18 protein-coding genes are annotated in these 18,721 nt (G+C 58.3%); 9 read left to right on the forward strand and 9 right to left on the reverse strand.

The annotated features are described in order from the left end of the window. Positions 1–23: 23 nt before the first annotated feature. From pncC to mltB, 5 genes are all read right to left on the reverse strand, one after another. Positions 24–521, reverse strand: coding sequence for a nicotinamide-nucleotide amidase (gene pncC, locus DFO56_RS19750; RefSeq protein WP_045510941.1), 498 nt, complete (start codon positions 519–521; stop codon positions 24–26). A gap of 136 nt (positions 522–657) precedes the next feature. Next, positions 658–1,536: a metal ABC transporter substrate-binding protein gene (locus DFO56_RS19755; RefSeq protein WP_045510948.1), complete on the reverse strand. Its 879-nt coding sequence runs from the start codon at positions 1,534–1,536 to the stop codon at positions 658–660. 12 nt (positions 1,537–1,548) lie between these two features. Beyond that, entirely contained in the window at positions 1,549–2,412 is an 864-nt protein-coding gene (locus DFO56_RS19760) for a metal ABC transporter permease (RefSeq protein WP_045510951.1), read from the reverse strand. Beyond that, on the reverse strand, positions 2,409–3,083 hold the full coding sequence (locus DFO56_RS19765; RefSeq protein ID WP_045510953.1) for a metal ABC transporter ATP-binding protein: 675 nt from the start codon (positions 3,081–3,083) through the stop codon (positions 2,409–2,411). The genes DFO56_RS19760 and DFO56_RS19765 overlap by 4 nt, the downstream gene beginning before the upstream one ends. 227 nt (positions 3,084–3,310) lie before the next feature. Continuing rightward, positions 3,311–4,393 carry a lytic murein transglycosylase B gene (gene mltB / locus DFO56_RS19770; RefSeq protein WP_020454928.1) on the reverse strand — a complete coding sequence of 361 codons (1,083 nt, stop codon included), beginning with the start codon at positions 4,391–4,393 and terminating at the stop codon, positions 3,311–3,313. A 272-nt stretch (positions 4,394–4,665) separates the two neighbouring features. Between mltB and srlA the strand changes: the two genes are divergently transcribed. The 7 genes from srlA to gutQ all read left to right on the forward strand — a co-directional run bounded on the left by srlA (position 4,666) and on the right by gutQ (position 9,563). Continuing rightward, positions 4,666–5,226 carry a PTS glucitol/sorbitol transporter subunit IIC gene (gene srlA, locus DFO56_RS19775; protein WP_045510963.1) on the forward strand — a complete coding sequence of 187 codons (561 nt, stop codon included), beginning with the start codon at positions 4,666–4,668 and terminating at the stop codon, positions 5,224–5,226. Further along, positions 5,223–6,188 (forward strand): PTS glucitol/sorbitol transporter subunit IIB, encoded by a 966-nt coding sequence (locus DFO56_RS19780; protein ID WP_020454930.1) that lies wholly within the window; start codon positions 5,223–5,225, stop codon positions 6,186–6,188. The genes srlA and DFO56_RS19780 overlap by 4 nt, the downstream gene beginning before the upstream one ends. A gap of 10 nt (positions 6,189–6,198) precedes the next feature. Beyond that, complete coding sequence (gene srlB, locus DFO56_RS19785) at positions 6,199–6,561, forward strand: PTS glucitol/sorbitol transporter subunit IIA (protein WP_020454931.1); 363 nt, start codon at positions 6,199–6,201, stop codon at positions 6,559–6,561. A 17-nt stretch (positions 6,562–6,578) separates the two neighbouring features. Further along, the gene (srlD, locus tag DFO56_RS19790) at positions 6,579–7,358 is read left to right on the forward strand and encodes a sorbitol-6-phosphate dehydrogenase (protein ID WP_017459304.1); all 780 of its coding nucleotides are present in this window, start codon (positions 6,579–6,581) and stop codon (positions 7,356–7,358) included. Between the two features lie 46 nt (positions 7,359–7,404). Beyond that, positions 7,405–7,761: a transcriptional regulator GutM gene (gene gutM, locus DFO56_RS19795; RefSeq protein WP_020454932.1), complete on the forward strand. Its 357-nt coding sequence runs from the start codon at positions 7,405–7,407 to the stop codon at positions 7,759–7,761. A 70-nt stretch (positions 7,762–7,831) separates the two neighbouring features. After that, positions 7,832–8,605: a DNA-binding transcriptional repressor gene (locus DFO56_RS19800; RefSeq protein WP_020454933.1), complete on the forward strand. Its 774-nt coding sequence runs from the start codon at positions 7,832–7,834 to the stop codon at positions 8,603–8,605. Beyond that, complete coding sequence (gutQ, locus tag DFO56_RS19805) at positions 8,598–9,563, forward strand: arabinose-5-phosphate isomerase GutQ (RefSeq protein ID WP_045510965.1); 966 nt, start codon at positions 8,598–8,600, stop codon at positions 9,561–9,563. Before DFO56_RS19800 ends, gutQ begins: the two co-directional genes overlap by 8 nt. Before the next feature lie 162 nt (positions 9,564–9,725). Here the strand turns inward: gutQ and DFO56_RS24770 are convergent, their stop codons facing one another. Both DFO56_RS24770 and norR read right to left on the reverse strand, forming a co-directional pair. Then, positions 9,726–9,887 (reverse strand): hypothetical protein, encoded by a 162-nt coding sequence (locus DFO56_RS24770; protein ID WP_158539536.1) that lies wholly within the window; start codon positions 9,885–9,887, stop codon positions 9,726–9,728. A gap of 169 nt (positions 9,888–10,056) precedes the next feature. Continuing rightward, the gene (norR, locus tag DFO56_RS19810; RefSeq protein ID WP_045510968.1) at positions 10,057–11,571 is read right to left on the reverse strand and encodes a nitric oxide reductase transcriptional regulator NorR; all 1,515 of its coding nucleotides are present in this window, start codon (positions 11,569–11,571) and stop codon (positions 10,057–10,059) included. A 182-nt stretch (positions 11,572–11,753) separates the two neighbouring features. Here norR and norV point away from each other — a divergent pair, with 182 nt between their 5' ends. Both norV and norW read left to right on the forward strand, forming a co-directional pair. Next, positions 11,754–13,205, forward strand: a complete 1,452-nt coding sequence (norV, locus tag DFO56_RS19815) for an anaerobic nitric oxide reductase flavorubredoxin (protein ID WP_045510971.1) — start codon at positions 11,754–11,756, stop codon at positions 13,203–13,205. Then, complete coding sequence (gene norW / locus DFO56_RS19820) at positions 13,202–14,335, forward strand: NADH:flavorubredoxin reductase NorW (RefSeq protein ID WP_045510974.1); 1,134 nt, start codon at positions 13,202–13,204, stop codon at positions 14,333–14,335. Before norV ends, norW begins: the two co-directional genes overlap by 4 nt. Here the strand turns inward: norW and hypF are convergent. After that, a complete protein-coding gene (gene hypF / locus DFO56_RS19825) occupies positions 14,316–16,574 on the reverse strand; it encodes a carbamoyltransferase HypF (RefSeq protein ID WP_045510977.1) in 2,259 nt (752 codons plus the stop codon). The two genes, norW and hypF, sit on opposite strands and share 20 nt — an antisense overlap. Next, positions 16,558–18,708, reverse strand: a complete 2,151-nt coding sequence (fdhF, locus tag DFO56_RS19830; RefSeq protein WP_045510980.1) for a formate dehydrogenase subunit alpha — start codon at positions 18,706–18,708, stop codon at positions 16,558–16,560. The genes hypF and fdhF overlap by 17 nt, the downstream gene beginning before the upstream one ends. Positions 18,709–18,721: the final 13 nt, after the last annotated feature.

The following is an 18,721-nucleotide window of genomic DNA, read 5'->3' on the forward strand; positions in this document are numbered from 1 at the left end:
TTATACTGTACAGTCATACAGTATCAAGCATTTTGTAGAAAATGTTGCCAAAGGGTTTGCAGGGCATAGGTGGTGGCCTGTCTGCGCACCGCTTCACGATCGCCGGAGAAGCATTCACGGCGCGTGATCCCTTCCCCGCTGACGCTGGCAATGCCAAACCAAACCGTGCCAACCGGCTTCTCGTCGCTGCCGCCATCCGGCCCGGCGATGCCGCTAATGGAAATCGCATAATCGGCACGCGCTGCCTTTAGCGCGCCAATTGCCATCTCGACCACCACCGGCTCGCTGACCGCACCGTGCGCATCCAGCGTGGCGGGCTGTACGCCAATCATTTGGGCTTTCGCTTCATTACTGTAGGTAACAAACCCGCGTTCAAACCAGGCGGAACTGCCAGCGATATCGGTGATCACCTTCGCCACCCAGCCGCCAGTACAGGACTCCGCCGTTGTCAGCGTTGCGCCGCGCGCCCTGAGCGCCAGCCCGATGCGTTCGCTGAGCTGCATTAATTCATTGTCCGTCATGATGGCTCCCGTGCGTCTAAAAACTGTGGCGGAAAAGATACCACTTTCCGTGAAAAGATGGAGACGGGATGGCGAATTTACGAGGAGGCTTCCGAAAAAAGGCCAGCGAGCGCCGGCCTGCATGGCTTATTGCCTGTTACTTCATGCTGTTATAGATAGTGTCGACGTTATGACGAAAGGCTTTCTGATAGGTATCTGCCACCCCGCCTTTGGCGCTTAACGCTTCCGGATAAAGCTCGCCACCCGGTTGCGCGCCGGTTGCGCTGGCGATCTGTTTCACCAGCCGTGGATCCAGCTGGTTTTCCATAAACCACACTTTCACGCCATCGGCTTTGATCTGTTTGATCAGCGAAGCGACCTGCGCGGCGCTGGCTTCACTTTCAGAAGAGATGCCTTGCGGCGCCATGAAATCAACGCCGTAAGCGCGAGCAAAATAACCAAACGCGTCGTGGCTGGTCAGCACTTTGCGTTTCGCCTGCGGTACCGCGCTGAAGCGCTCTTTCGCCCAGCTATCCAGCTTAGTTAACTGGTCAATATAACGCTGACCGGAGGCATTTAACGCGGCTTCGTCAGCCGGATCGGCTTTCACCAACGCGGCAAGAATATTTTTCGCATACAGCGCACCATTCGCCGCACTGTTCCAGGCGTGGGGATCGGTCACCGTTGCGCCATCTTCTTCCAGCGTATGCGTTGCAACGCCGGTTGATGCGACGACAAGCTGGCCTTTAAAGCCAGAGGCTTTCACCAGACGATCTAACCAGCCTTCCAGCCCCAGGCCGTTCACCACCACCACGTCGGCGCTGTTAAGCAGTGCGCTGTCTTTCGCCGACGGTTCAAAGGTATGCGGATCGCCATCCGGCCCCACCAGCGTCGTCACCTTGACGTGATCGCCGCCGACTTGCCGGGTGATATCGCCCAGAATCGAGAAGCTGGCGACCACATTTACTGTTTTTGCCATTGCGCCCTGCGCCACCAGGCCGAGCGCCAGCGCCAGAATAAGCCCTGTCCGTTTCATCATTTCCCCTTGCTACGTTAAAAGTGCGCGCAGGCTGCGAGCCAGCCCACTGCGCGTGCCGAATAAAATGGAAAAAAAGAAGACAATACTGGCGGTCAGCACAATCGCCGGTCCGGCGGGTAATCCCGCCATCCACGACAGGCTTAACCCAAGCCACGCGCACAGCGCTCCAATGCTGGCCGCAAGCCATAATAATCCCGGTAATGTCCGCGCCCAGCAGCGCGCCGCCACGGCGGGGAGCATCATCACGCCTACGGCCATTAATGTGCCGAGCACCTGAAACCCGGCCACCAGGTTAAGCACCAGTAACGCCAGAAACAGCCCGTGCAGCAGGCCTGGTGCACGCGGGGCGTTAACCTGCAAAAACGCGCTGTCGAACGCTTCACTGACCATGCCGCGATAGCAAAACGCCAACATCATCAGTGTCAGGCTGGCCACTCCTGCGACAAACAGCGCCGAGTCGCGATCGACCGCCAGAATCGAGCCAAACAGCAGATGCAGCAGATCGACACTGGAGCCGCGCAGCGAAACCAGCGTGACGCCGAGCGCCAGCGAACCGAGGTAGAAACCGGCAAAACTGGCATCCTCTTTCAGCGGCGTGCGGCGGCTTACCCACCCGGCAACCAGCGCAACCACGATCCCGGCGATAAAACCGCCGGTACTCATCGCCAGCAGCGACATGCCGCTCAGCAAATACCCCACCGCCACGCCCGGCAGAATGGCGTGCGACAGCGCATCGCCCATCAGGCTCATGCGCCGCAGCAGCAAAAAAACGCCCAGCGCCGTGGTACTGATGGAGAGCGCCAGACACACCACCAGTGCGCGGCGCATAAAGCCAAACTCGATAAACGGCTGGAAAAAGAGATGCCAGATCATGCGCTGCACGCCTCATCTATTGTCGCGAAATGCGCTGTCGCGCCCCACTGTGCCACGCGTTCGTCGAGGCGTAACGTTTGCGGGAAATAGCGAGACACGCGCTCGCTATCGTGCAGCACGGCAATAATGGTTTGCCCGCCGCGATGCATGTCCACAATCTGCTCCATCAACAGTTGCGATGTGGCTTCATCAATACCGGTGAACGGCTCGTCGAGCATCACCAGCGGCGCGTTCTGCACCCAGACGCGGGCAAACAACATGCGCTGAAACTGCCCGCCGGAGAGCGTATCAATCGTCTCGCGCGCCATTGCTGTCAGCCCAACGCGCTCCAGCCCCTGAGCGATGCGGCTACGGGCATCGCGGTTCAACCCGCGAAACAGCGAAACGCGCGGCCAGCAGCCCATACTCACCACGTCCTGCACGGTGAGCGGAAATTGAGATTCCAGCGCGTGGCGCTGCGCCAGCCAGCCGATGACGGGCCGCGCCGGTTGCCAGCGCAAAACACCGCTCACCGGCGGTAAAAATCCGGCCAGCGTTTTTAACAGGGTCGATTTACCGCAGCCGTTCGCGCCAACAATCGCCGTCATACTGCCTCGCGCCAGCGTGCCGCACAGCGCCGGCGTGATCGCGAGGCGATCGTAGCCTGCGACCAGGTGGTCAAGTTCAATCATGGCAGCGCAACCGCCCAGCTAGTCAGGAGCCAAAGCACCGCTAATAGTGCGGCAGCCAGCACTAAACGGATCGTGCCGGAAAGGGAAAACAGCGTTACGGGAATCATTCACACACCTCATATGTTATAACGTAACAATAATCAGTATGAATGATTAAGTAAATCGCTATGCGTAACGGGAGTGCATCGAAATGTTTCAGATTCCCCTCCCGCAGGAGGGGAGAGGGATCAGCGAACGCGCGCCAGTGAAACCGCCTGGCCGAGCTGCCAGACCGCCATCGCGTAATGCGTGCTGTGGTTATAGCGGGTAATGGTGAAGAAGTTCGGCAGACCGTACCAGTACTCATAGCCGGTGCCCACATCAAGGCGCAGCAGGCTCGCCTGTTGGTGCGCGCCCAGCGGTTGTTGCGGTGTTAAACCCGCCGCCGCCAGTTGCCCGACGCTGTAATTGGTTTTAAAGCCATTTTCCAGCCCCGGTGCCTGGCCGTTGGCCGGAACCGCCACGATATCGCCCTTCACCCAGCCGTGCTGTTTGAAGTAGTTCGCCACGCTGCCAATGGCATCCACCGGATCCCACAGGTTGATATGCCCGTCGCCGTTGAAATCGACGGCGTACTGCTTGTACGAAGAGGGCATAAACTGTCCATAGCCCATTGCGCCAGCGAAAGAACCTTTCAGTTCGAGCGGATCATCACTTTCATCGCGCGCCATCAGCAGGAAAGTTTCGAGTTCACTGGCGAAATACTCCGCGCGGCGCGGGTAAGCGAAGGCCAGCGTCGCTAACCCGTCGAGAATACGCGTTTTGCCCATCACGCGGCCCCAGCGGGTTTCCACGCCGATGATGCCAACGATAATTTCCGGCGGCACACCGTAAACCATCCACGCGCGGTTAAGCGCGTCTTCATACTGATTCCAGAACGCCACGCCATTTTGCACGTTGTCCGGGGTGATGAACTGCTTGCGATAGCGCAGCCAGGCGCCGTTCGGCCCGGTGGGTCCCGCTGTCGTCGGCGCTTGCTTATCCATCAGGCGCAACACGTAGTCCAGGCGTTTGGCCTGCGAGAGAATTTCATGCAGTTGCTGGCGGTCAAAACCGTGCTTGCTGACCATCATATTGATGAACTGCTCCGCCGCCGGGTTATTGGCAAAGTCACCGCCGGTCATCAGAACATTGTGCTGCGGCTCAAGCAGAAAACCGCCGGAAGGCGCGGGCGACGCGGTTTGCGGGGTTTCAGCAAGCGGGGGTTTACTGCTACAGGCACAGAGCACAACAAACGCAGGCAGTAATGCTGCGTAACAACGCTTCAACATGGGACTTCCATTTTAAACGAATCAGCCAGGAGCAAGTATGGTAAAGCATCTGGCTACCGACAAGGAAGCGCCGTAACGCCTGCGTACGCGATCTCACTTCACTTTTTCACCTTCCATTACGCGTTCATTTAATTCCGCTCACTCTCGCAAAAACTTTCACAATGATCATTTTTTCTTTCATAACGAGATCTAAATAACACATTTCAACCTTTCATAATGATTATGATAGTGCACGGTTAAACAACAAAACGACAACCCTACAGGAGAGAACAATGGAAACCATTACGCATGGTGCCGAATGGTTCATCGGGCTGTTTCAGAAAGGCGGCGAAGTGTTCACCGGCATGGTGACCGGTATTTTGCCCCTGCTGATAAGCCTGCTGGTTATCATGAACGCACTGATTAACTTTATTGGCCAACACCGGATCGAAAAATTTGCCCAGCGCTGCGCGGGCAATCCCCTTGCCCGCTATTTGCTGCTGCCCTGCATCGGCACGTTTGTCTTCTGCAACCCCATGACACTAAGCCTCGGGCGCTTTATGCCAGAAAAGTACAAACCCAGTTATTACGCTGCCGCGTCCTACAGTTGCCACTCAATGAATGGCCTGTTTCCGCATATCAACCCCGGCGAGCTGTTTGTCTATCTGGGGATCGCCAACGGTCTGACAACGCTGGGCTTGCCGCTCGGCCCGCTGGCGGTGAGCTACCTGCTGGTCGGCCTGGTGACCAACTTCTTCCGCGGCTGGGTTACCGACCTCACCACTTCCATTTTCGAGAAGAAAATGGGCATTCAACTTGAACAAAAAGTCCAACTCGCTGGAGCAACATCATGACGCGCATAGTGATTGAAAAAGGCACCGGCGGCTGGGGCGGCCCGCTGGAAATCGACGCCAGCACTGAGAAAAAAATCGTCTATATCACCGCAGGCACCCGCCCGGCGATCGTCGATAAACTGGCGCAACTCACCGGCTGGCAGGCGGTTGACGGCTTTAAAGAGGGCGAGCCGCCAGCAGAGGAGATTGGCGTCGCGGTGATCGACTGCGGCGGTACGCTGCGCTGTGGTATCTATCCGAAACGCCGCATCCCGACGGTGAATATCCACGCGACAGGGAAATCCGGCCCGCTGGCGCAGTACATCCTGGAAGATATCTATGTTTCCGGAGTGAAAGAGGACAATATCCATCTGCACGGTGACGCGCCAACCGCCGCACCAAAACGCCCGGTCGCGAAGGATTACGACACCAGCAAAAAAATCACCGAGCAGAGCGATGGCCTGCTGGCAAAAGTCGGCATGGGCATGGGTTCGGCGGTCGCGGTGCTGTTTCAGGCCGGGCGCGACACCATCGACACAGTGCTGAAAACTATTCTGCCGTTTATGGCCTTCGTCTCGGCGCTCATCGGCATCATCATGGCCTCCGGGCTTGGCGACTGGATTGCCCACGGCCTCGCGCCGCTTGCCAGCCATCCACTCGGGCTGGTGACGCTGGCGCTTATCTGCTCCTTCCCGTTGCTGTCGCCCTTCCTCGGCCCAGGCGCGGTGATTGCCCAGGTCATTGGCGTGCTGATTGGCGTACAGATCGGCCTCGGCAATATCCCGCCGCATCTCGCCCTGCCCGCGCTGTTCGCCATCAACGCCCAGGCGGCGTGTGACTTCATCCCGGTGGGCTTGTCGCTGGCGGAAGCGCGTCAGGATACCGTGCGCGTCGGTGTCCCCTCCGTACTGGTCAGCCGTTTTTTAACCGGTGCGCCAACGGTGCTGGTCGCCTGGTTTGTCTCCGGTTTCATTTATCAATAAGGGGTGTTTTATGAGTGTGATTTATCAAACCACCATTACCCATATCGGTGAGAGCGCCCCGGACGCGCTGAGTGACAACATGCTGATCACCTTCCGCGAAGGCGCGCCTGCGGATGTCGCCGAGTTCTGTTTTATCCATAACCACGGTGCGCTTTCGGGCGCGCTGTTACCCGGCGCGCAGTTTGAACTTGGCGATCGTCGCTACCCGGTCACCGCCGTCGGTGATGTCGCCGAGCAGAATCTGCGTGAACTGGGTCATATCACCCTGCGTTTCGATGGGCAAACGCAGGCGGAATACCCCGGAACGGTACACGTCGCAGGCCCGGTGCCGGACGGTATCGCCCCCGGCTGCATTTTGAAATTTGTCGCTTAAGTCGTAAGGAGAAGAGTATGAAACAGGTTGCCGTTGTCATTGGTGGAGGACAAACCCTTGGGGCGTTCCTTAGCCGTGGGCTTGCCGCAGAAGGTTACCGCGTGGCGGTAGTGGATATTCAAAGTGATAAAGCGGCAAATGTCGCCCAGGAGATCAACAGCGAGTTTGGCGAAGGGATGGCCTACGGCTTTGGCGCGGACGCCACCAGCGAGCACAGCGTGCTGGCTCTGGCGCGCGGCGTGGATGAGATTTTTGGCCGCGCGGATTTGCTGGTCTACAGCGCAGGCATTGCCAAAGCGGCGTTTATCAGCGACTTTGCGCTCGGTGATTTCGACCGTTCCTTGCAGGTGAACCTGGTGGGCTATTTCCTCTGCGCACGCGAGTTCGCGAAGTTGATGATTCGCGACGGCATTCAGGGGCGCATCATCCAGATCAACTCCAAATCCGGCAAAGTGGGCAGCAAGCACAACTCGGGCTATAGCGCAGCGAAGTTCGGCGGCGTGGGGCTGACCCAATCACTGGCGCTGGATCTGGCGGAGTACGGCATTACCGTGCATTCGCTGATGCTGGGTAACCTGCTGAAATCGCCGATGTTCCAGTCACTTATCCCGCAATATGCCAGCAAACTGGGCATTGCGGCGGATGAAGTGGAGCAATATTACATCGACAAAGTGCCGCTCAAGCGCGGCTGCGACTACCAGGATGTGCTGAACGTGCTGATGTTTTATGCCAGCCCTAAAGCCTCTTACTGCACCGGCCAGTCGATTAATGTCACCGGCGGCCAGGTAATGTTCTGATCTGCGTGGCCCTCCGCGCGGGGGCCTGATTTAAAAGGAGAGTGCTATGGTTTCAGCCCTGATCACCGTTGCCGCCATTGCCTGGCTCTGCCAGATGGCGCTGGGTGGCTGGCAAATCCGCCAGTTTAATAAAGCGTTTGATACGCTGTGCCAGCGCGGGCGCGTCGGCGTCGGGCGCTCCGGCGGGCGTTTCAAACCGCGCGTGGTGCTGGCCGTGGCCTTCGATCAGCAAGACCGCGTAACGGACACCTTGCTAATGCGCGGTCTCACCGTTTTTGCCCGCCCCACAAAAATTGACTATCTGAAAGGGATTAAAAGAGAGGAATTAGAGCCTGATGTGATCTTTCCCCATGATCCGAGCTGTCAGAATGCACTATCATTAGCGCTTAAAATGAAACATTGATAATTTCGTTGTGAACGCTAATAGCTTGCGAAATTATCATTTCGCAACGTAACGCAGGATATCAGCGCCTATGAAACCACGTCAGCGTCAGGCGGCTATTCTTGAGCATCTGCAAAAGCAGGGAAAGTGTTCTGTTGAAGAGCTGTCAGCTTACTTCGACACCACAGGGACAACCATACGTAAAGATCTCGTCGCGCTGGAACATTCCGGCGCGGTGATCCGCACTTATGGCGGTGTGGTGCTCAACAAAGATGAAGCCGATCCCCCGATTGATCACAAGACGCTTATCAACACCGTGCAAAAAGGGCTGATTGCCGAAACGGCAGTGACCTACATCCACGACGGCGATTCGATCATCCTTGATGCGGGCAGTACGGTGCTGCAAATGGTGCCGCTGCTCAGCCACTTCAATAACATCACGGTAATGACCAACAGTTTGCATATCGTTAACGCCCTTTCTGAGCTGGATAACGAGCAAACGATCCTGATGCCGGGCGGCACTTTCCGTAAGAAATCGGCCTCGTTTCACGGCCAACTGGCGGAAAACGCCTTTGAGCATTTCAGCTTCGACAAGCTGTTTATGGGCACCGATGGCATCGATTTAGAGGCGGGTGTCACCACCTTTAACGAGGTATTCACCGTCAGTAAAGCGATGTGCAACGCCGCGCGGGAAGTGATCCTGATGGCGGACTCCTCCAAATTTGGCCGTAAAAGCCCGAACGTGGTTTGTAGCCTGGAAAGCGTGGATAAACTGATCACCGATTCCGGGATCGCCGCTGACGTGCGCGCCGCGCTGGAAGCCAAAGGGGTTGAAGTGATCATTGCCGGAGAAAAACATGAGTGAGTCATTAATTAACGCCGGACGGCAAACCCTGCTGCTGGAGCTTCAGGAAGCCAGCCGCCTGCCGGATCGTCTTGACGAGGCGTTTGTGCGCGCCGCTGAAACCGTGCTGAATTGCGAGGGGAAAATCATCGTCTCCGGCATCGGTAAATCCGGTCATATTGGCAAAAAGATTGCCGCGACGCTTGCCAGCACCGGCACACCGGCATTTTTTGTCCATCCGGCGGAAGCGCTGCATGGCGATCTCGGCATGATTGAAAGCCGCGACGTGATGCTGTTTATCTCCTATTCTGGTTCGGCAAAAGAGCTGGATCTGATCCTGCCGCGCCTTGAAGAGAAATCCGTCGCGCTGCTGGCGATGACCGGTAAACTCCGTTCCCCGCTGGCGCTTGCCGCGCGGGCAGTGCTGGATATTTCGGTGGAGCGCGAAGCCTGCCCGATGCACCTGGCTCCCACCTCCAGCACGGTGAACACACTGATGATGGGCGATGCGCTGGCGATGGCGGTGATGCAGGCGCGCGGGTTTGATGAAGAGGATTTTGCCCGCTCTCACCCGGCTGGCGCACTTGGCGCGCGGTTGCTCAATAAAGTGCACCATCTGATGCGCAAAGAGGAGCAAATCCCGCAGGTGCAGCTTACCACCAGCGTGATGGACGCGATGCTGGAACTGAGCCGCACCGGTTTGGGTCTGGTGGCAGTCTGCGACAACCAGCGCCATGTAAAAGGGGTATTTACCGATGGCGATCTTCGCCGCTGGCTGGTCTCAGGCGGGGCGCTAACCGCGCAGGTCGATAAAGCGATGACGCCCGGCGGCATCACGCTGGAGGCAGGCAGCCGCGCCGTGGACGCCAAAGAGCGCTTAATGCAGCGCAAAATTGCCGCCGCCCCGGTGGTGGATGACGCCGGTTTACTGGTCGGCGCCATCAACCTGCAAGACTTCTACCAGGCCGGCATTCTTTAACGCTTCAGCCTCAGACGTTTCGCCAGCCGGTGCAGGCTGGCGACGCCACGCGGCACCATCGCTGGCAGGCAGTCATCTTTTAACGCTTTAGCCCCAGACGTTTCGCCAGCCGGTACAGGCTGGCGACGTCACGCTCCACGCTCGCTGGCAGGCAGTCATCTTTTAACGCTTCAGCCCCAGGCGTTTCGCCAGCCGGTGCTGGCTGACGACGTCATGCTCCACGATCGCTGGCAGACAGTAATCCTTAACGTTCCAACCTAAGACGTTTCGCCAGCCGGTACAGGCTGGCGACGTCACGCTCCACGCTCGCTGGCAGGCAGTCATCTTTTAACGCTTCAGCCCCAGGCGTTTCGCCAGCCGGTGCAGGCTGGCGACGCCACGCGGCACTATCGCTGGCAGGCAGTCATCTGTTAACGCTTTAGCCCCAGGCGTTTCGCCAGCCGGTGCAGGTTGGCGACGCCACGCGGCACCATTACTGGCAGGCAGTCATCTTTTAACGCTTCAGCCCCAGGCGTTTCGCCAGCCGGTGCAGGTTGGCGACATCCATCTCCAGACAGCGCGCGCAGGCCGCCCAGTTACCGCCCTGCTCTTCCAGCGTGCGGGTAATAAATGCGCGCTGAAAATCCTCCGTCGCATCGCGCAGATTTTGCTCTACGGGCAGCGGCGTCACCGCAGCGGAGGGGGCCGCCGGTTCATCGCTAAGCGCAAAATGGCGCGCTTCCAGCACCACGTCATCACGGTTACGCGTACCGCGCGCCAGCACCACCGCGCGGTGGATGGCGTGCTCCAGTTCGCGCACGTTACCTGGCCAGCCATAACTCAGCAAATGCGCCCGCGCGCCGGGGCTTAGTGCCACTCTCCCCAGCCCCAGCCGCAAACGGCACTGCTCGCAGAAGTAGCCCGCCAGTAAAACAACATCTTCCCCGCGCTCACGCAGCGGCGGCACAGAAAGCGGAAACACACTCAACCGATGGTAGAGATCGGCGCGAAAACGCCCGGCCAGCACCTCTTCGCGCAGGTCGCGGTTGGTGGCGGCCAACACGCGCACGTTGACACGCAGGCTGCGGTCATCACCGACACGCTGAATATCGCCATATTGCAGGACGCGCAGCAGCTTCGCCTGCAACGACAGCGACAGCTCGCCAATCTCATCGAGAAACAGCGTGCCGTTATCCGCCATCTCGAACTTGCCACTGCGGTTGCTGATAGCGCCGGTAAAGGCACCTTTGACATGGCCGAACAGCTCGCTCTCCGCCACGCTTTCCGGCAGCGCTGCACAGTTGAGATAGACCAGCGGATTGATGGCGCGCGGCGAACCTTCATGAATCGCTTTCGCCACCAGTTCTTTGCCGGTGCCGGTTTCACCGCTGATCAACACGTTCAGATCGGAAGCGGCAACGATATCGATCTCTTTTTTTAGCTGCTCCATGCCTGCCGACAGGCCAATCATTTCGCTGCGCGTCACCTGTTCGAACGCCGCTGGTGCGCCGGGCAGCATATTCTGGCTCTCCAGTTGCTCTATCAGCAGCGCGTTGTTCAGCGCGCCTGCCGCCAGCGCAGCAATCAACCGCAGCTCTTCATCGCTAAAGGTATCGAACTGATCCGGCGACATGCCATCGAGCGTCAGCGCGCCAATCAGGTTTTGCCCGGCGAACAGCGGCAGCCCAACGCAGGCGTGCACTTTCAGGCTCTCCTGACCGGGGATCAGCCCATCGTAGGGATCGGGCAAATCGCTGTCGGCGGGAAAACGCACAACATCGCCCGCGCGAGCTATCGCCTCCAGCCGTGGGTGGCCTTCCAGCGTAAAGCGCCTGCCCAGCACATCCTGCGCCAGCCCGTCGATGGCCAGTGGAATAAACTGCCGCGCGTCGTAGCGCAGCAGCGCCGAGGCGTCGCACTCCAGCACCTGGCGCAGGGTGGTGATTAGCCGCTGGAAACGATCCGCATGGCCGATGCCGCTTTGCAGTTCTATGGCGATCCCCGCCAGGACATTTAGCGAAAAACTCATACCTACCTCACTGTCATTTTGACAATGCATAGTGTCATATTGACTGTACAAGTCATAGTCATAATGACAATTTATTTTTTCGAAAATCATTAAAACGCTTTTATATCAATAAAATAAAAACCTGGCACGCAACTTGATATTAGCCATACATCGAATTGAGAAAACTGCACAGGACAACTGATATGGCTATTCATGTAAAAAACAATATTCACTGGGTTGGACAGCGTGACTGGGAAGTTCGCGACTTTCACGGCACCGAATATAAAACCCTGCGCGGCAGCAGCTACAATAGCTATCTGATCCGCGAAGGCAAAAACGTGCTGATCGATACCGTCGATCATAAATTTAGCCGCGAGTTCGTGCAGAACCTGCGCAGCGAAATCGATCTGCAGATGATCGACTACATCGTTATCAATCATGCGGAAGAAGATCACGCCGGTGCGCTGACCGAGCTGATGTCGCATATCCCGAACACGCCGATTTACTGCACCGCTAACGCCATTGATTCGATTAATGGCCACCACCACCACCCGGAGTGGAATTTCAACGTGGTGAAAACCGGCGACACGCTGGATATCGGCAATGGTAAACAGCTTATTTTTGTCGAAACGCCGATGCTGCACTGGCCGGACAGCATGATGACCTACCTGACTGGCGATGCCGTGCTATTCAGCAACGACGCTTTTGGTCAGCACTACTGCGATGAACGTCTGTTCAATGATGAAGTGGATCAAACGGAACTGTTCGAGCAGTGCCAGCGCTACTACGCCAACATCCTCACGCCGTTCAGCCGCCTGGTAACGCCGAAAATCACCGAGATCCTCGGTTTTAACCTGCCGGTCGATATGATTGCCACTTCACACGGGGTGGTATGGCGCGATAACCCGACGCAAATCGTTGAGTTGTATCTGAAATGGGCGGCGGATTACCAGGAAGATCGCATCACGATTTTCTACGACACCATGTCCAACAACACCCGCATGATGGCTGACGCTATTGCGCAGGGCATTAACGAAGTCGACCCGCGCGTGGCGGTAAAAATCTTCAACGTCGCCCGCAGCGATAAAAACGACATTCTGACCAATGTGTTCCGCTCCAAAGGCGTGCTGGTCGGCACCTCGACCATGAACAACGTGATGATGCCGAAAATCGCCGGGCTGGTCGAAGAGATAACCGGCCTGCGTTTTCGCAATAAACGCGCCAGCGCTTTTGGCTCCCACGGCTGGAGCGGCGGCGCGGTTGACCGCCTGTCAACCCGTTTACAGGACGCCGGTTTTGAGATGTCGGTCAGCCTGAAAGCGAAGTGGCGACCGGATATCGACGCGCTGGAAGTCTGCCGCCAGCACGGGCGCGATATTGCCCGCCAGTGGGCGCTGTCGCCGTTGCCGGAGCCGGTAAACAGCCCTGCCGCCAGCGCACAAGAAACCTGCGCCTGCGCAGCGGCGGCAGCGGCCGATCTCGGCCCATCCATGCAGTGCAGTGTGTGCCAGTGGATTTATGATCCGGCAAAAGGTGAGCCGATGCAGGATGTCGCACCGGGTACGCCGTGGTGCGAAGTGCCGGACAATTTCCTCTGCCCGGAATGTTCCCTTGGCAAAGAGGTGTTTGACGAACTGGCAACGGAGGCAAAATGAGCGCAGGCATTGTGATTATCGGTTCGGGCTTCGCCGCCCGGACGCTGGTGAAAAACATCCGCAAACTGGACAGCGCCATACCGTTGACGCTGATTGCCGCCGACGGCATGGAAGAGTACAACAAGCCGGATCTCAGCCATGTGATTAGCCAGGCGCAGCGCGCCGAGGATCTGATTCGCCAGTCGGCGGGTGAGTTCGCCGAGCAATATAATCTGCGGCTGTTCCCGTACACGTTTGTCAGCGCCATCGACACGCAAGCGCGGGTGGTGAAAAGCGCCGACAAACAGTGGCAATACGACAAACTGGTGCTGGCGACCGGGGCAAAGGCCTTCGTTCCGCCGCTTCCTGGGCGCGAAAAAATGCTCACGCTCAATAGCTTGCAGGAGTATCACGCCTGTGAAACCACCCTGCGCGATGCCAGCCGCGTGCTGATTGTGGGTGCCGGGCTGATTGGCTGCGAGCTGGCGATGGACTTTCGCCGCGCAGGCAAAACCGTGACCGTTCTCGATAACGCCGCCAGTATTCTGCCGTCGTTAATGCCGCCGGAAGTGAGTGGCCGCCTGCAACACTGCCTGACGGCGCTGGGCGTACGCCTGTTGCTGCAATCGCGTTTAGCGCAACTCGACGAACACGAACAGGGGGTGCGTGCGCAGCTGGATGACGATCGCTACATCGATACGGATGTGGTCGTCGCCGCTACTGGTCTTGCGCCGCAGGTGTCGCTGGCGCAGAACGCCGGACTGGAGGTTGGGCGCGGCATCGTGGTGGACGGTACGTTGCAAACCAGCAATCCGCACATCTTCGCACTCGGTGATTGCGCGCAGATCAACGGCCAGGTGCTGCCGTTCCTGCAACCGATCCAACTGAGCGCGATGACCCTGGCGAAAAACCTCACCGGCAACAGCACGCAACTGGTGCTGCCCGCGATGCTGGTGAAGGTGAAAACGCCGCTGATGCCGCTGCATCTGGCCGGGGAAACGCACCGCACCGATCTGCGCTGGCACATTGCCACCGGGGCCGACGGCATGGTGGCAAAAGGGCTGGACGCCGAGGATAAACTGCGCGCGTTTGTGGTCAGCGAAGACAGAATGAAAGAGGCGTTTGCCCTGCTTAAAGCACTGGCGATATAGCCCGCGCTGCCGCTACCAGCCCCTGGCCGAAAGCAATGCCGCCATCACCGGCCGGGAGCTGGTGCGCAAACAGCAAAGTAAACTCCGCAAGATAGTGCTGTAAGCGTTTTTTCAGCAGGCGGTTATGCATTACGCCGCCGCTGAACGCCAGCACACGGATGCCACGCCGTGCCGCTTCCTGCCGCGCCAGTGCTGACAGGCCCTGCGCCAGCGCGTCATGGAATGCCCATGCGCGTTCGGCAGCTGTGGCCTGCCAGTTCAGCCAGCTTTGCCAGAACGCCGCCAAATCCAGCATGGTGCCACGCAGCGGCATCTGAACCGGATGTTCAACGGACGCAACGCTCGCCGCCAGCGCTTCCAGCTGGCAGGCCGCTTCACCTTCATAGCTCAGGTGCAGCGGCGCACAACCGAGTGCACAGGCAATGGCATCAAATAAGCGACCGCAGGATGAGGCTTTCGGCGCATTAACCCCGCGTTCAATTGCGCGCGCCAGCATCGGCCAGTTCTGCCGCTGGATATCGGCGGTTTCCGGGTAGCGCTGCCAGTCAGGAACAAAATCCAGCATCTGCGCCAGCAAGTTGCGCCACGGCTGCTGCGCGGCTAAATCCCCGCCGGGGAGCGCCACCGCCGGTAACCCGCCTAAGTGCTCACACTCGCGGTAATTGACCCGCAGACATTCGCCGCCCCACAGCTCGCCGCCTTCGCCCATACCGATGCCATCAAGCGTTATTGCAATGACATCGCCGCCCTCCAGCGGCCAGCCGTGTTCACCAAGGCAGGCAGCGGCGTGAGCGTGGTGATGCAACACCGTCTGCACCGGCAGGCCATAGCTGCTGGCCCACTGATGCGTGCGATAACCCGGATGGGCGTCAACCACCACCTGTTCCGGGGAAAAATCGTAAATATCCAGCATCAAACGCAGCGCACTGCGCCACTGCGCTTCGACGCCTTCATCGGTGAGATCGCCAAAATGCTGACCCGGCACCGCGCTGTTACCGCGCAGCAGACAAAAGGTGTTTTTCAGATCCGCGCCCAGGCACAGCAGCGGCGGAAGATCGTTAAACCCCGGCGGCAGCGATATCGCATCCGGCACATAGCCGCGCGAACGGCGCAGCATCTCCCCGCTCGCGCGTACCACGGAGTCATCCATGCGCTGAACAATATCGCGGTTGTGCAGCAAAAAGCCGTCGGCGATCTCCGCCAGATCGCTTAACGCCTCGTCATTGCTGATTGCGGGCGGTTTGCCGCTGAGGTTGCCGGACGTCATCACCAGCTGGCGCTGTAATTCCTGCGCCAGCAGGTGTTGCAACGGACTGGCAGGCAGCATGACGCCCACTTCATCAAGGCCAGGCGCAATGGCCTCGCACAGCCCGCAAACGCTGTTTTTGTCCACCAGCACAATCGGTGCGGCGGGTGTCGCAAGTAAACGCTGCGCCTGCGTCGTCACGCCTTCCGCGCCGGGTACCATCACCGCCAGCGGTTTTGCCGGACGATGTTTTCGCGCACGCAGATGCATCACCGCCGCCTGGTTCGTTGCATCGCAGGCGAGATGAAAACCACCAATGCCTTTTACCGCCACAACGCCGCCGCTTTTTAGCAGCGCGACGGCCGCCTGTAGCGCCGCTTCCCCATGTGCATGCTGTTCGCCGCTGCGCCATTCAAGCGCCGGGCCGCATTCATGGCATGCGACGGGCTGAGCGTGAAAACGCCGGTCCAGCGGATCGCGGTATTCAGCTTCGCAAACCGGGCACAACGGAAAACCGGCCATCGCGGTATTAGGCCGGTCATAGGGCATGGCGTGAATAATGGTAAAGCGCGGCCCGCAGTGGGTGCAGTTAATAAATGGGTAGCGGTAGCGGCGTTCAGAAGGGTCGTTCATCTCCGCAAGGCAAGCCGGACAGGTTGCCGCGTCGGGGACTATTTGGGTATTCATTGCGCCACCCGCGCTGTGGCGAATGGCGAAATCAAGCGGTAAAACGGACCAGCAAAACGGCGCGCTGGTTACCATATCAATGCGCGCCAGCGGCGGGCACTGCTGCTGCAACAGGACGAGAAAGTCGCGCTCATTACCGAGCAGGCGAATCTCCACGCCCTGCGCATCATTACAGACATCACCTTTCAGCCCGAGCTGTTGCGCCAGTTGCCAGACAAAGGGGCGGAAGCCCACCCCCTGTACTTTACCGTACACGCGCAAACAGACACCGTTGCTGTTGGCCGTGTCATCATTGCATTGCTGCATTGAGCAATCGACTCTTCATCTGTTGATAAGTGCTCTGAGTGTACTCTTCGGCCCAGCGCTGATCGTTGATCGCACTCACCCGAACTGCGCAATATTTGGTCTCCGGCGTTTTTGAAATCGGATCCAGATTATCCTGCGTCAGTTCATTACACGCACCAATCCACCACTGATAAGTCATATACACGCTGCCGTGATTGACGCGCTCGCTGACATCCGCGCGGGTGATCACCTTGCCACGACGCGACTCAACCCACACCAGTTGACGATCCTGTACGCCCAGCGCCGCCGCATCGTCCGGGCTAATCTGCACAAATCCGGGTTCATCGGCGAGGGTTTGCAGCGCCGCACAGTTGCCGGTCATTGAACGACAAGAGTAGTGACCCACTTCGCGCACCGTACAGAGCACCAGTGGGAACTCATCATCCGGGCGTTCCGCTGGCGCACGCCACTGGGCAGCAAAAAGATGGCCTTTGCCGTCCGGCGTATCGAATTTGTTGTTCTGATACAGATATGGCGTGCCGGGGTGATCCAGCGTCGGGCAAGGCCACTGAACGTGTCCCATATCGCCCATTTTTTCGTAGGTTACACCGTAGAACAGCGGGCACAACTCGCGCAGCTCATCCCAGATTTGCTGGTTGTTGTCGTAGTGCATCGGGTAGCCCATTTCCGTGGCAATCAGGCTGATGATTTCCCAGTCGCGCTTGACGTTGTACTTCGGTTCGATGGCTTTTTCAAAACGCTGGAAACCGCGATCGGCGCAGGTAAACACGCCGCCATGCTCGCCCCAGGAGGTGGCGGGCAGCAGCACATCGGCCTGCTCGGCGGTTTTGGTCATAAAGATGTCCTGCACCACCACGAAATCGAGCGCTTCAAAGCCTTTACGCACCAGGCCTAAATCCGCTTCGGTCTGCAACGGATCTTCGCCCATGATGTAGTAGGCTTTCACTTTGCCTTCCAGCGCCAGGTGCGGCACTTCGGTAATGCGCACGCCTACTTTATCGTCCATCACCGCCGGGTCGATACCCCAGGCTTTGGCGAATTTAGCGCGTACTTCCGGGTTGACCACATCCTGATAACCAGGGAACTGGTTGGGGATCACGCCCATATCGCACGCGCCCTGCACGTTGTTTTGCCCGCGCACCGGGCCAACGCCAACATGTTCACGACCAAGATTACCGGTGAGCAGCGCCAGGCTGGAGAGCCCTTTCACCACGTCCACCGCCTGGCCGAACTGCGTTACGCCCATGCCCCACATAATGGTGGCAGACGGCGCGGCAGCATAGGTGCGCATCGCCTGACGTACCTGTTTTGCCGGCACGCCGGTAATGTGTTCCACCGCTTCCGGCGCGTAATCTTTTACCGTTTCGCGGTACGCCTCAAGCCCGGTGGTAAAGCTGGCAACGTAATCTTTGTCGTAAAGTTCTTCTTCGAGCAGCACATAACCAAAGGCGTTGACCAGCGCCATATTGCAGCCGTTATTCAGTTGCAGATGCTGGTCGGCAATACGCGCGGTTTCGATGCGGCGCGGATCGCAAACAATGATTTTCGCCCCTTTCTGTTTAGCTTTGATCACCCGGCGCGCGACGATCGGGTGTGAGTCGGCGCAGTTATAGCCAAATACCAGCAAACAACTGGAGTTTTCGATATCGCTGATGGAGTTACTCATCGCACCGTTGCCGAGCGTTTCCTGTAAACCCGCCACAGACGGGCCGTGGCAGACACGCGCGCAGCAGTCAACGTTGTTGGTGTTGAGCACGCCGCGGGCAAATTTTTGCATAACATAGTTGGTTTCATTGCCGGTGCCGCGTGACGAGCCGGTGGTCATAATGGCGCGTGGGCCGTATTTCGCTTTGATGTCGCTAAGGCGTTTGGCGGTGTAGCGGATCGCTTCATCCCAGCTAACCGGCGTCAGTTTGCCGCCTTTTTCGTAGCGGATCATCGGCTGGGTCAGACGCGGCGTCAGCAGTTTGGTGTCGTTGAGGAAATCCCAGCCGTAGTAACCTTTCAGGCACAGTTCGTTCTGGTTCGTGTGGCCGTTGGCCGCTTCCGCACGGATGATTTTTCCGTTATCCACGACCAGTTTCAGTTTGCAGCCAGCGCCGCAATAAGGGCATACGCTCGTAATTTTTTTCATCAGTAACAGACCT

This window comes from Kosakonia sp. AG348 (genome assembly GCF_003337365.1).
Classification (GTDB): domain Bacteria; phylum Pseudomonadota; class Gammaproteobacteria; order Enterobacterales; family Enterobacteriaceae; genus Kosakonia.